This is a genomic window from Actinomyces sp., assembly GCF_030524025.1.
In the GTDB taxonomy this organism is placed as follows: Bacteria; Actinomycetota; Actinomycetes; order Actinomycetales; family Actinomycetaceae; genus Actinomyces.
Genome location: NZ_JAUNHI010000007.1, coordinates 83,668 through 96,500 on the forward strand (window position 1 = coordinate 83,668; position 12,833 = coordinate 96,500).

General features: G+C 72.0%; 10 protein-coding genes. 6 read left to right on the forward strand and 4 right to left on the reverse strand.

What is annotated here, in order from left to right; genetic code table 11:
- Positions 1-85 precede the first annotated feature (85 nt).
- Complete coding sequence (locus Q4C85_RS04735) at positions 86-1,060, forward strand: FKBP-type peptidyl-prolyl cis-trans isomerase (RefSeq protein ID WP_303140124.1); 975 nt, start codon at positions 86-88, stop codon at positions 1,058-1,060.
- Positions 1,061-1,216: 156 nt separating this feature from the next.
- Here Q4C85_RS04735 and Q4C85_RS04740 read toward each other — a convergent pair whose 3' ends face one another.
- A complete protein-coding gene (locus tag Q4C85_RS04740) occupies positions 1,217-1,840 on the reverse strand; it encodes a superoxide dismutase (protein WP_303140127.1) in 624 nt (207 codons plus the stop codon).
- A 204-nt stretch (positions 1,841-2,044) separates the two neighbouring features.
- Here Q4C85_RS04740 and Q4C85_RS04745 point away from each other — a divergent pair, with 204 nt between their 5' ends.
- The gene (locus Q4C85_RS04745) at positions 2,045-2,488 is read left to right on the forward strand and encodes a hypothetical protein (protein WP_303140130.1); all 444 of its coding nucleotides are present in this window, start codon (positions 2,045-2,047) and stop codon (positions 2,486-2,488) included.
- 119 nt (positions 2,489-2,607) lie between these two features.
- Here the strand turns inward: Q4C85_RS04745 and Q4C85_RS04750 are convergent, their stop codons facing one another.
- The gene (locus Q4C85_RS04750; RefSeq protein WP_303140132.1) at positions 2,608-4,338 is read right to left on the reverse strand and encodes a DEDD exonuclease domain-containing protein; all 1,731 of its coding nucleotides are present in this window, start codon (positions 4,336-4,338) and stop codon (positions 2,608-2,610) included.
- Between the two features lie 120 nt (positions 4,339-4,458).
- Between Q4C85_RS04750 and Q4C85_RS04755 the strand changes: the two genes are divergently transcribed.
- The 3 genes from Q4C85_RS04755 (at position 4,459) to Q4C85_RS04765 (ending at position 8,197) form a co-directional block, all read left to right on the forward strand.
- The gene (locus Q4C85_RS04755) at positions 4,459-5,358 is read left to right on the forward strand and encodes a lysophospholipid acyltransferase family protein (RefSeq protein ID WP_303140135.1); all 900 of its coding nucleotides are present in this window, start codon (positions 4,459-4,461) and stop codon (positions 5,356-5,358) included.
- A gap of 172 nt (positions 5,359-5,530) precedes the next feature.
- Positions 5,531-6,760, forward strand: a complete 1,230-nt coding sequence (locus tag Q4C85_RS04760) for a pyrophosphate--fructose-6-phosphate 1-phosphotransferase (protein WP_303140138.1) — start codon at positions 5,531-5,533, stop codon at positions 6,758-6,760.
- A gap of 93 nt (positions 6,761-6,853) precedes the next feature.
- Positions 6,854-8,197 (forward strand): class II 3-deoxy-7-phosphoheptulonate synthase, encoded by a 1,344-nt coding sequence (locus Q4C85_RS04765; RefSeq protein WP_303140141.1) that lies wholly within the window; start codon positions 6,854-6,856, stop codon positions 8,195-8,197.
- 52 nt (positions 8,198-8,249) lie between these two features.
- Here Q4C85_RS04765 and pknB read toward each other — a convergent pair whose 3' ends face one another.
- Together pknB and Q4C85_RS04775 are read right to left on the reverse strand one after the other, a co-directional pair.
- Positions 8,250-10,313, reverse strand: a complete 2,064-nt coding sequence (gene pknB / locus Q4C85_RS04770; protein WP_303140143.1) for a Stk1 family PASTA domain-containing Ser/Thr kinase — start codon at positions 10,311-10,313, stop codon at positions 8,250-8,252.
- 52 nt (positions 10,314-10,365) lie between these two features.
- Positions 10,366-11,517 (reverse strand): polyprenyl synthetase family protein, encoded by a 1,152-nt coding sequence (locus Q4C85_RS04775; RefSeq protein WP_303140147.1) that lies wholly within the window; start codon positions 11,515-11,517, stop codon positions 10,366-10,368.
- Between the two features lie 183 nt (positions 11,518-11,700).
- Between Q4C85_RS04775 and Q4C85_RS04780 the strand changes: the two genes are divergently transcribed.
- A partial coding sequence (locus Q4C85_RS04780) for a sigma-70 family RNA polymerase sigma factor (protein ID WP_303140149.1) occupies positions 11,701-12,833 on the forward strand: 1,133 nt, incomplete at its 3' end.

Genomic DNA, 12,833 nt, shown 5'->3' on the forward strand with positions numbered 1-12,833 from the left:
TTCCACTGACCTGCGCCACGCCCGTCCCGGGCCCGCCGGACCGCCCCCGGCACCTGCCCGTCACTATCAGACCCAAGGAGAACACGTGCGCCGCACGCCCCTTATGGCCCTGCCCTGCCTCGTACTGAGCGCGGCCCTCGCGCTGGCGGGCTGCTCGGGATCGGGTGATGCCGCCGCGTCGGCCACCGCTTCCTCGACGGCCCAGGTCACGGCGGGCGTGGACTGCTCGGCCGAGGCCATCGAGACCGACTCGGCGGCCCTGCCCCAGGTCGCGGGCGACCCGGGCACGCAGCCGTCACTGACCTGGACTGGGCAGGCGGCTCCCGAGGCTTTGACCGTCAAGACCCTGACCGAGGGCACGGGCGCGACCATTGAGCAGCAGAGCGACGTCGTCGCCGTGTCCTACTCGGGCTGGCAGTGGGACGGCACGGAGCCCTTCGACTCCTCCTACTCCGGGGGCAGGCCGGCGGCCTTCGCCCTCAACGCCGTCATCCCCGGGTGGACCTGCGGCCTCATGGGGCACGCCGCGGGTGACCGCCTGCTCATGTCGATCCCTGCCGACATGGCCTACGGCGATGACGCGTCGACCGATCGGCCCACGGGCACGCTCGTCTTCGTCGTCGAGGTCACCGAGGTCTTCAACTCCGAGTCGGTGGCGGCAGCCACCGCTGGCGCGATGATGGAGGGCGAGCAGGCGCTGGCCGACCGCGGCATCGCCCTCAGTGGGGACCTGGGTGCGGCGCCGACGATCTCGGTCAATGCCGGTGCCGCCGAGCCCACTGCGGTCGAGGTCATCGTCGTGGCGCGCGGGACCGGCACCCCGGTGGCCGCCGACTCGACCCTCATCACCCATATGGCCTACATCCCGTGGGACGACTCCGAGATGCAGTCCAGCTGGGAGCTGGGGGAGGTCCAGCCCCTCGACATGACTCAGGCCACGGGCATGGAGGGACTCGTGGGCGTGCCCGCCGGCTCGCGGGTCGTCCTCCTCCAGCCGGCCAACCCCGCGACCGGCTCGTCCGCGGCCGCGTGGGTCATGGACATCGCCGCGGTGCTCTGAGCCCTCCCGGCCCTCCCGGGGCTTGCCCGGTGCCTCTATTTTACTAACCGGGCCAGGTCCTGACCCGACAGCCTCAGACGGACGAGGGGCCGGGGCGGTCGCACCGCCTCCGGCCCCTCGCTCATGCGGCAGGTGGCTCCTGCCTGCGCAGAGATTTCAGCGCAGGATGAGCCCCTGCGTGCCGGCGACGGCCGCCGCGAGGCGCTCGGAGACGTCCTGCCAGTTGGCGATGTTCCACACGGCTGCGACGTAGTCGGCCTTGACGTTGAGGTAGTCGAGGTAGAAGGCGTGCTCCCACATGTCGACCATGAACAGCGGGATGGTGCCCACCGGCACGTTGCCCTGCTGGTCGAACAGCTGGAAGACGACGAGCTTGCCCGACAGGGAGTCGTAGGCCAGGACGGCCCAGCCCGAGCCCTGGATGCCCAGCGCCGCGGCGGCGAAGTGCTTCTTGAAGGCGGCGAAGGTGCCGAAGGAGTCCTTGATCGCGTCGGCCAGTTCGCCCTCGGGCTCGCCGCCGCCGGTGGGTGACAGGTTCTTCCAGAACACGGAGTGGTTCGTGTGGCCACCGAGGTTGAAGGCGAGGTTCTTCTCCCACAGGTTGATCGCCGCCAGGTCGTCCGCGGCGCGGGCGGCCTCGAGCTGCTCGAGGGCGGCGTTGGCTCCGGCGACATAGGCCGCGTGGTGCCGATCGTGGTGAAGCTCCATGATCTTGGCGGAGATGTGGGGCTCCAGCGCGGCGTAGTCGTAGGGGAGCTCGGGAAGGGTGTACACGGCCATGGGCCTGCCTTTCGTGTGCGGTGAGGCCTCGGTGCGCCCCTGCTCCGTCTGCCCGGCCCGACGGCGGGGCCGGGCACCGGAACGGGTTAGGACCGAAGTCCTGGACGTCAGTCATCGTAGGTCGTGCCGCGGTCATCGGGAACCGGGTCATCGTGCGATTACACTGACCGCTGAACGTCCATCGCCTTGTCCCGGGAGGACCGCATGACCGACCAGGCCGACACTGACCGCTTCGAGATCCTCGTCTTCTCCGACGACTCCTCCGTCCGCCGTGAGGTCGTCGACGGGGTGGGGCGCCGTCCGGCCAAGGGCCTGCCCCTGGTGTCGTGGACGCACGCCGCCACGGCCGAGGGGGTGCGTCTGGCCATCAAGGACCGGGCCGAGGCGGGGCTGGCACCCTTCGACGCCCTCGTCCTGGACGCCGAGACGAAGAAGTTCGGCGGCATGGGCCTGGCCCACGAGCTGTACACCGAGCTCGATGACCGGCCGCCGGTGGTCCTGCTCACCGCCCGCCCCCAGGACCACTGGCTGGCCGCATGGTCCAAGGCGGAGGCGGTCGTCTCCCGGCCACTGGACCCCATGAGCCTCCAGGAGGCCGTCGCCGCGGCGCTCACCTCACGTCCCGGCACCGTCGTCCCCGCCGGCTGACCCACCCCCTCCCCGCCCTTCCCGCGAGATCGGGACATATGGCACCTCGAGATCGGGACATATGGCACCCCCAGATCGCCGCATCCGCGACTCATGCGGGCGGCGGGGCCCATGCGGGTTCAGGCGCGATCGGACAGGCCCAGCCCTGAGGCGAGCACCCGATGGTGGCGTGCCGCCGCGCCCACCGGCCAGGACAAGCCCTCCAGGACGGACTCGCCGCCGTCGACCTCGACCAGCCTGGCGCCGTCGTCCAGGACCCATCCGGCCAGCAGGAGGGTCTCTTCGACACTCGCTGCACCCCCGACCCGCGCCGGGCGGTCCACCACCTGGGCGGTGGACCGCAACGCCTCGACCGCCGGGCGGGGGTCGGCGCCGGGCGGGGTGAGGGCGGAGCCGGCCAGCATGCCCCAGCGCACGGCGACGAGCTCCCATCCGCCGGCTGGCCGTCGCCGGGCGGCGATGAGGTGGGGGCATCCCAGCAGGGGACGGGCCCGTTCGGCCCGCGCCGTGGCCGCCAGGAGGCTACGCAGCCGTCGGGTCCACAACCCCGCCTCCTCGTAGCGCTCGGCGGCAGACAGGTCCCCGATGCGTTCGAGCAGGGGAGCGGCGACGAGGTCGACCTCGCCGGAGAGCACACGCAGCGCCTCAGCCGGACCGCCGGGACGGTCGTCACCGCGCAGCTCGCGCATGCCCCGCCCGTCCCAGGCACGCAGACGGAGCACCGACTCGGCGGCACGCTGCGCCTCCTGGGCCGCCGAGCGCGACGGGAAGGGGCCGACGGCGTGGGAGGCCTCCTCGCTGGCCAGCACCGTCGTCGTTGCCAGGCGGGGCTCGGGCGCCGGCACGAGGCGGAGCCACGGGCGCCGGTCGGGGGTGCGGGACCGTCGGTTGGCCGGAGGGTCGAGCTCGGCGATCAGGCGCAGCTCGCGCACCCGGGCCTCGATCTCCGTGGGCGTCTCGATGACGCGCACGCGCACCGCCGTGTCGAGCATCTGGGCGACCTTGGAACGCTTCTCCGCGGCGGTGAAGTAGGAGCGGACCCGACGGCGCAGGTTGACGGCGCTGCCGACATAGAGGACCTGGTCGGCGGGGGACAGGAACTGGTAGACGCCGGTGGTCATCGGCAGCCCGTCCGCCAGGCGGCTCTTGGCCCGGCGCCGCGCGGGCACCGGGTCGCCGACCGTGGCCAGGTCCTCCAGGTGGGACACCCCCGACGGAGCCAGTGCCTCGAGGGCCGCGTGCAGAACGTGGACGGTGGCCCGGGCGTCGTCGAGAGCCCGGTGGGTGGGTGAGGTGGGGGAACCGGTGAAGGAGGCGAGCGTGCCCAGGCGGTGGTTGGGCACCTCGGAGCGGCCCCATGCCTTGCGCGCCATGGTCAGCGTGTCCAGGACGGTCGGCTCATCCCACTCCAAGCCCAGGGCACGGGCCGCGCCCCGCAGGTGTCCGACGTCGAAGCGGGCGTTGTGCGCCACGAGCACCGTGGCCTGCCGGCCCAGTCCAGCCCACTGGAGGAAGGACAGGAGCGCCTCACCCACCGGCGGGGCGGTGACGACCATGGCGTTGGTAATGCCGGTCATGACCGTGATCTGGGCGGGGATCACCGCGCCAGGGTTGACCAGGGTGGCGAACTCGGCCTCGACGACACCGCCGCACACCTTGACCGCCCCGATCTCGGTGATCGCGTGCGCACCGGGCGGCCCTCCGGTGGTCTCCAGGTCGACGACGACGAAGGTCACCTCGCGCAAGGGAGTGCCCATGTCCTCGAAGGCGGCCTGCGCACCGGGCCCGGCGGGTCCAGCCGCTCCGGCGGGCCCGAGGCGGGGCGGGTCCGAGGAGGCGTCGCGGGGCACGGGGTGAGGCTAAACTGCCGTGAGCAGCCGATCCAGCCGTCGCCCCGCTCCCGCGCGGGCCGGGCAGCCGGGCGGCCCATCCGCCCGATCCACCCGCTGAGGAGCACAGGAGGTCCCGCGTTGGGGTACCGAGGTATCAAGGCCGCCGTGGGGCCGGCCATGGAGATGCTCTACCAGCCCTGGATCCGGGGCGAGGAGAACATCCCCGCCGAGGGCGCCGCGATCCTGGCCTCCAACCACCTGGCGGTTATCGACTCGTTCTTCCTGCCGCTGCTCATGGACCGTGAGGTAGCCTTCATCGGCAAGTCCGACTATTTCACCGGCAAGGGCGTCAAAGGTTGGGCGGTCAAGCGCTTCATGACGACCGTGGGCACGATCCCGGTGGACCGCTCGGGGGGCCGCGCCTCCCAGGCCGCCCTTCAGGCAGGTATTGACCGCCTCAACGCCGGTGAGCTCTTCGGCATCTACCCTGAGGGCACCCGCAGCCCCGACGGGCGCCTGTACCGGGGCAAGACCGGGGTGGCCCGCATCACCCTGGCCACGGGGGCGCCGGTCATCCCCGTGGCCATGATCGGATCGGACCTGGCCCAGCCGATCGGCCAGGCGATCCCCTCGACCCGGCACCGGGTGGGCATCGTCGTCGGTGAGCCGCTCGACTTCTCCCGCTACAAGGGCCTGGACAACGACCGTTTCGTCCTGCGCTCGATCACCGACGAGATCATGTACGCCCTCATGACGCTGTCCGGCCAGGAGTACGTCGACCTCTACGCCGCCGACGTCAAGAAGGCGATGGACGCCGAGAAGAAGAGCGCTGATGAGGTCGTGGCCGAGATGCTCGCCGCCCAGGCGGCGCGCCGCCCCGCCGCGGCCCGCGTCGAGGCCCCTGGCGGCCGTCCTGCGCCCGACGTCGAGGTCCCCGAGCCGCCCGTGCGGGAGGGGAGTGAAGAGCCCGGGGCGGACGCCGATAGTGGGCAGGACTCCGAGGACGGCGAGCCCGCCGGGAACACATCGAGCAATTGACCGGGTGTGACGTCAAGGAGCCACACGTGCCGATCTCGCGCGGGGGAGGGGCCCGGCTCGCATTCGGGCGGGTAGACTGCTGGAGGCGCGGCATCTGCCGCCACGTCTCGGCAGCCGGTGGGCCCGTTCCCGGCGGCTGCCGGGTCGCAGCCCCCAACCTGAAAGGTTCTCGATGTCGATCCGTCGCGTCGCCCTGCTCACCGCGGGCGGCTTCGCCCCCTGCCTGTCCGCCGCCGTCGGCGACCTCATCGAGCGTTACACCGAGGTCGCCCCGGACATTGAGATCATCGCCTACCAGTACGGCTACCACGGCCTGCTCACCGGCAACTACGTCGTCATCGACGACGAGGCCCGCAAGAACGCCGGCATCCTGCGGGAGTTCGGTGGCTCGCCCATCGGCAACTCCCGCGTCAAGCTGACCAACGCCAAGAACCTCGTCGAGCGCGGCCTGGTCGCCGAGGGCGTCAACCCCCTGGAGTTCGCCGCCGAGCAGCTGCGCAAGGACGGCGTCGACGTCCTGCACACCATCGGCGGGGACGACACCAACACGACCGCCGCCGACCTGGCCGCCTACCTGCACGACAACGACTACGAGCTGACCGTCGTCGGCCTGCCCAAGACCATCGACAATGACGTCATCCCCGTCCGCCAGTCCCTGGGCGCCTGGACCGCCGCCGAGGAGGGCGCGGGCTTCGCCTTCAACATCATCGGCGAGCACCGCTCCAACCCGCGCATGCTCATCGTCCACGAGTGCATGGGCCGCAACTGCGGCTACCTCACCGCCGAGACCGCCCGCCGCTACCACGAGCTGCTGGGCACGAAGAGCTGGGCCCCCTCGCTGGGCCTGACCCGCGAGCGCTGGGACGTCCACGCCGTGTTCGTCCCCGAGGCCAAGCTCGACATCGCCGCCGAGGCCGAGCGTCTCAAGGCCATCATGGACGAGCAGGGCAACGTCAACATCTTCCTGTCCGAGGGCGCGGGCGTGCCCGAGATCATCGCGGAGATGGAGGCCGCCGGCCAGGAGGTCCAGCGCGACCCCTTCGGCCACGTCAAGCTTGACACCATCAACCCCGGCCAGTGGTTCGCCAAGCAGTTCGCCTCCCTCATCGGCGCCGAGAAGGTCATGGTGCAGAAGTCGGGCTACTACTCGCGCGCCGCGGCCGCCAACGCCGAGGACCTGGCCCTCATCAAGCAGATGTGCGACCTGGCCGTCGACTGCGCCCTCAAGGGCGTGTCGGGCGTCATCGGCCAGGACGAGGAGAACGGCGATGAGCTGACCGCGATCGCTTTCCCGCGCATCGCCGGGGCCAAGCCCTTCGACATCACCCAGTCGTGGTTCACCGCGCTCATGGCCGAGATCGGCCAGAGCCTCGAGGCCGCCGACGTCGCCCCCGGGCACTGACCCGCAGGCCTTCACCGACGCGAGGGCCCCCGCGTCCCGCCCTGCGGCGGGAGGTGGGGGCCCTCGCGCGCCTCACCTATGCTGGCGGTCGTGATGAACGACCTCAACGCGCCCCGCAACGCCGTCCCGAGCTGGCGCTCCCGCCCCGCGCACCAGCAGCCCGCCTACCCGGACGCGGCGGCGCTCGAGGCCGTGGGGGCGGACCTGCGCTCCCGCCCGCCCCTGGTCTTCGCCGGTGAGGTCGACGCGCTGCGGAGCCAGATGGCCGCCGCCAGCGAGGGCCGGGCCTTCGTCCTCATGGGTGGGGACTGCGCCGAGTCCTTCGAGGACTCCTCGGCCACCTCCATCCGCCTCAAGGTCCAGACGATTCTCCAGATGGCCGCGGTACTCACCTATGCGGCCTCCACCCCCGTGGTCAAGATCGGGCGCATGGCCGGGCAGTACGCCAAGCCGCGCAGCGCCGACACCGAGACCCGCGACGGGGTGACCCTGCCGTCCTACCGCGGCGACTCGGTCAACGACCACGCCTTCACCCCCGAGGCCCGCGTCCCCGACCCGGCCCGCATGCTCGACGCCTACCTGCGCGCCGGCACGACGCTCAACCTCATCCGCGCCTTCACAATGGGCGGTTACGCCGACCTGCGCGAGGTTCACTCCTGGAACCGGGGGTTCATGGCCAACCCCGCCTACAAGCGCTTCGAGTCCTTCGCCGTCGAGATCGACCGGGCGATGCGCTTCATGGAAGCCGCCGGCGTCGACTTCGACGCGTTGCGCCAGGTCGACTTCTACGCCTCGCACGAGGCCCTCCTGTTGGAGTACGAGGACGCGATGATCCGCCAGGACTCCCGCTCCGGGCGGCTCTATGACACCTCCGCCCACCTGCTGTGGGTGGGGGAGCGGACCCGGGGCGCCGGCGACGCCCACGTCGCCCTGCTCGAAGGCGTCCACAACCCGGTGAGCGTCAAGATCGGTCCGACGACGACCCGCGACGAGCTCCTGGCCCTCATCGACCACCTCAACCCCAACGGGGACGCCGGGCGGCTCTCGCTCATCACCCGTATGGGTGCCGAGCGTATCCGCCAGGCCCTGCCCGCCCTCATCGAGGTCGTCCAGGCCGACGGACGTCCCGTGACCTGGATCACCGACCCGATGCACGGCAACACGATCACCTCGGACAACGGCTACAAGACCCGCCGATTCGACACGATCATGGCCGAGGTTCGCGGCTTCTTCGAGGTCCACCGCGAGCTGGGCACCGTGCCCGGCGGCATCCACGTCGAGCTGACCGGCGACGATGTGACTGAGTGCCTGGGCGGTGGCGAGCAGATCGACGAGGCGGCGCTGGCCAGGCGCTACGAGACCCTCGTCGACCCGCGACTCAACCACCAGCAGTCCCTCGAGATGGCCTTTGAGGTCGCCGAGCTGCTGCGGGGCTGAGCAGCCGGGGCCTCGCTGCGGGCCGAGTGAGCCGGGAGCCGGTCAGCCCGGCTCACACGATGGTCAGGACGACGGTCGAGCCCTTCTTGACGCTCTCGCCCGCCGCGGGGTCGGTGGAGCGAGCCGTGCCGAACAACCCGCCGAGCACGTGGGAGATCTGGACGACGAGCCCGGCGGCCTCGAGGGCCGCCGTGGCCTCCTGCTCGCTCATGCCAGTGACGTCGGGGACGGTCACCATCTCGGGGCCCTTGGACACGACGAGGTCGACCGTGTCGCCCTTGTAGTAGCCCACCGCCTGGGCCCGGGGGTCCGAGGAGATGACCAGGCCCTCCGCCACCGTGTCGGAGTAGGCCTCGGTTTTCGTGCCCAGGGCCAGCCCGGCGGCCTCCAGGGTCGTGGTGGCGTCGGCCAGGCTCATACCGGTGACGTCGGGCACGGTGGCGGGCTGGCGGCCGCGGGACACGACGATGGCCACGGCCGAGGAGTGGTTGACGACCGTGCCGGCCTCGGGGTCGGAGGAGATGACCAGGCCCTCCTCGACGTCCTGGGAGTAGTCCTGGGTGACCGCCCCCGGGGTCAGGCCCGCCTCGGTGATGGCAGTGGTGGCCTTCTCCTGGGTCAGGCCGGTGACGTCGGGGACCTCCATCTGCTCGATGCCCCGGGAGATGACGGCGGTGACGGCGTCGCCCAGCCGCAGCCGGATGCCGACCTCAGGCGAGCAGGAAATGACCAGACCGGCCTCGACGGTGTCGGAGTAGGCGCGTGTGGGGGCGCCCCAGGCCAGGCCCTTGCCCTCAATGAGCGCCTGGGCGTCCTGCTGACTCAGTCCTCGGATGTCGGGCACCGCGACGGTCCGCCCCGGGCCCCGGGTGACGTACCACAGGCCCGAGGCGCCTGCCCCCAGGGCGGCCAGGGCCCCAGCCCCCAGCACCGCCCTGCGCCGCGGTGAGCGGCGGGTGCCTCGGGTCACCCGGGTGGTCTCCTGGTTGTCGGCGCTGCGGTCGAGCTCGTCGCGCGCCAGGGCGCGGGTCGTCGTGTCCGCCTCGGGCGCGCCCTGGGGGCCGATCGAGCCGATCGGCAGGGACACGGTGCGCATGCCGGCGCCCGGGGTGGCCTCCTTGGCACCGGAGCCCGGCTGTCCACCGGGCTCCTCGGTGCCGGTGGGCGCCTCGTCCTGGACGCCCATGGCCGTGCGGGCGGCCTCGGCGTTGGCCGTCAGCACCTCCTGGGTGCTCCCCGTCCCCGGCGTCCCCGCCCGCCTGAGGCCCAGCTCGGCCTCGGTCAGCCCGGCCACCGTGGAGCGCAGCAGGTTGAGGGCCTCGTCGGCCGCCCCGAGGCGCTCCTGGGGGTCCCGGCGGGTCATGGCCGCCACGAGCCCGTCGACGGCCGGGGCGAGCCCCGGCACGAGGGCCGAGGGCGCCGGGATGTCCTCGTGGACGTTGCGGAAGGCGATCTGGATGGGGGAGTCGGCGGCGAAGGGCTGCTCGCCGGTGAGCAGCTCGTAGACGATCACCCCCACGGAGTAGACGTCCGCCCGTGGGGTCGAGGCACCGGAGGTGATGAGCTCGGGCGCCAGGTAGGCGGCCGTCCCCAGGACGTTGCCGGTCGTCGTCTGGGTCGCCTCGGTCACGGCGCGGGCCAGGCCGAAGTCGGCGACCTTGGCCACCGCGCCGTCCTGGGGCAGCAGGACGTTCTCGGGCTTGATGTCACGGTGGACCAGGCCCGCGCGGTGGGCGGCGCCCAGGGGGCGCAGCACCTGGGCGGTCAGTCCCAGGGCCTCGCCCACGGTCAGAGGGCCCGAGGAGATGAGGTCGCGCAGGTTGGGGCCCTCGACGAACTCCATGATGATGTAGGCCACGCCGTCGAGGCTGCCCTGGTCGTAGACGGCCACGACGCCGGGGTTGGACAGGCGTGCCGCTGCCCGGGCCTCACGGCGGAAGCGCGCCACGAAGTCGGGGGAGTCGGCCAGGTGGGCGTGCATGAGCTTGAGGGCCACGACCCGGTCGAGGCGCCGGTCATGGGCGCGGTAGACCGTTGCCATCCCGCCGCGGGCCACGCGGTCGACGATCTCGTAGCGAGAGTCGACCAGACGACCGGTGAGGGAATCCTTGACCACGGGCTGAGTGTAAGGTCCCCCGCGGTCCTCCAGGGCCACCGCCGCGCAGCCCTCAGGCGCTGCGCGAGGTCAGGAGCACGGCCAGCTCGCGCAGGTCCTGCTGCGCGTCGGCGTCGAGGCCGGTGCCCTCCAGGGCGGCCAGCCCACGGCTCCGATGGGTCTCGATCTCCTCCTCCAGCGCCTCTCGGGCGCCACAGCCCTCGATGAGCGCGGCCGCGTCGGCGACCTGGTCGGGGGTGGCCCGCGGGTTGGACAGGACGCCGGCCAGCAGGCGCCGGCCCTGCTCGTCGGTGCGCGGCCACGCCAGGGCGACCAGGACGGTGCGCTTGCCCTCGCGCAGGTCATCGCCGGCGGGCTTGCCGGTGAGCCCGGGGTCACCGAAGACCCCCAGGACGTCGTCGCGCAGCTGGAAGGCGATTCCCGTGGCCTCGCCGAAGGCCTGCAGGGCCTGGTACCGCGAGTCGCCCGAGGCGATCCCTCCCAGGAGCGCGCCGATGAGCAGCGGGTGCATGACCGAGTAGCGGGCGGACTTGTGGCGCACGACCCGCAACGCCGCGGCGCACATGGCCTCCCCGGCGGTCACGGGGTCCTGCTGTGGGCTGGGCAGGGGCTCGACCTGTGAGCGCACGTCGAGGAACTGGCCGACCGCCACCTCGGCGGTCATGTCGTCGAAGGCGTCGCGGGCGGCCAGCGCGTCCTGGGCCGACCCTCCGGCGGCCACCTGCGCGGCCACGGCGGCACCCATCTCGGCCCCGGCGGCCGATAGGAGCAGGTCGCCGACCAGGATCGCGGCGCTGCGCCCAAAGGGTGCGGCCTGGCCGACCATCCCCGCGGCGCGGTGGGCGGCGGCGAAGCGCTCATGGGTGGCGGGCATGCCCCGGCGCGTGAGCGCGGCGTCGATGACGTCGTCGTGGACGACCGCACTGGCCTGGTACAGCTCGAGGGCGGCGCCGAGGCGCCGGGCGGTGGGCCCCGACAGCACGGCCTCGCGCTCCGCCCCGACCACCGACAGGCCCAGACCGATGGCACCGAGCACCGCACGCATCCGCTTGCCACCGTTGAGCAGGTCCTCCGCGGCCCCCAGGAGCTCGACGTCGGCGGGCTCCAGGCCGTCGAAACGGCTGCGGGCCGCCTCGAGGACCTCGGCGATCCGCTGACTGACGCCCCCGCGCACCTGCGCCATAATCGTGGTGAGGTTGCTCATGGCCCTCAGGGTAGCCGACGGGTTGGCCGGCCACCGGCCGGGACGCCTCACCCGCCCCGCGGACCGGCGGGGGTAGCCGCGGGGAATAAAGGCTACAATCACACGGTTGTCTGCGTCGGTGGCGTGCGTCGGGTCCCACGACGCCGCCGTATCCGGCACCTCCGCCCCCGCGAAAGGAACTCCGTGGCTTCTTCCACCGCTGTGCGCCAGCGCACCGAGCGAGCCGACGACGTCGACGAGGCCCCCGAGGACAACGAGGACTTCGACCTGGACGAGGACTTCGACGACGAGGACGGCCCCGACGAGGACTCGGAGGACTCCGATGACTCCGATGACGATGACTACGACTCCGAGGATGAGGACGACCTCGACGAGGAGGACGAGGACGGCGCCGACGCCGAGGAGGAGCCCGCCCCCGAGCTGCGCGACTACTACCTCGACGTGAGCCTGGAGGACAACGGCGACGGCACGAAGCGCCGTCCCTTCAACACCCCCGAGGCGCTCAAGGGTGTGCGGCTCGCGCCGGGAGCCACGCTGTTCGTGCGCAGCCGCACGGTGGTCGAGGGCCTGGAGATCTCCGGCAACGGGACCCTGGAGGACCCGATCACCCTGGCGCCCTACGGCCACGGCCCCGTGCCCCGCTTCGTCATCCCCGACGAGGAGGAGCCGGTGGTCGCCCGGGACTTCCTGACCCACAACGGGTTCATTTTCCGCGGCTGGGTCATCAAGGGCATCAAGATGTCCCCCTCGGTGGCGGCCCTGACCGGCGAGCTCGACCGCATCCGGCGGGAGGAGGCCGAGAAGGCCGCCGGCAAGAAGGCGGGCCGCAGGCGCGGCGGGGACAAGGACAAGGACGGTTCCTTCACCGTCTCGGACACCGACGAGGCCGACGAGCCGGCCCAGAAGGTGGTGACCGCCGGCGCCACGGCCGACCCGGTCAAGGACTACCTCAAGCAGATCGGCAAGGTGGCGCTGCTCAACGCCGCCCAGGAGGTCGAGCTGGCCAAGCGCATCGAGGCCGGCCTGTATGCCGAGCACCTGTTGGGCACGCAGGGCAACGACCTGGAGGCGAGGTACCGCCGCGAGCTGCACTGGGTCGCCCAGGACGGCCAGCGCGCCAAGAACCACCTCCTGGAGGCCAACCTCCGCCTCGTCGTGTCCCTGGCCAAGCGCTACACCGGGCGGGGCATGCTCTTCCTCGACCTCATCCAGGAGGGCAACCTCGGTCTCATCCGCGCCGTCGAGAAGTTCGACTACACCAAGGGCTACAAGTTCTCCACCTACGCCACCTGGTGGATCCGCCAGGCCATCACCCG

Excerpts from the sequence above, each read along its gene's own strand:
- Q4C85_RS04760 (WP_303140138.1), top strand. The coding sequence starts at position 5,531 with ATGTCGATCCGTCGCGTCGCCCTGCTCACCGCGGGCGGCTTCGCCCCC.
- Q4C85_RS04775 (WP_303140147.1), bottom strand. The coding sequence starts at position 11,517 with ATGAGCAACCTCACCACGATTATGGCGCAGGTGCGCGGGGGCGTCAGT.
- Q4C85_RS04740 (WP_303140127.1), bottom strand. The coding sequence starts at position 1,840 with ATGGCCGTGTACACCCTTCCCGAGCTCCCCTACGACTACGCCGCGCTG.
- Q4C85_RS04745 (WP_303140130.1), top strand. The coding sequence starts at position 2,045 with ATGACCGACCAGGCCGACACTGACCGCTTCGAGATCCTCGTCTTCTCC.
- Q4C85_RS04765 (WP_303140141.1), top strand. The coding sequence starts at position 6,854 with ATGAACGACCTCAACGCGCCCCGCAACGCCGTCCCGAGCTGGCGCTCC.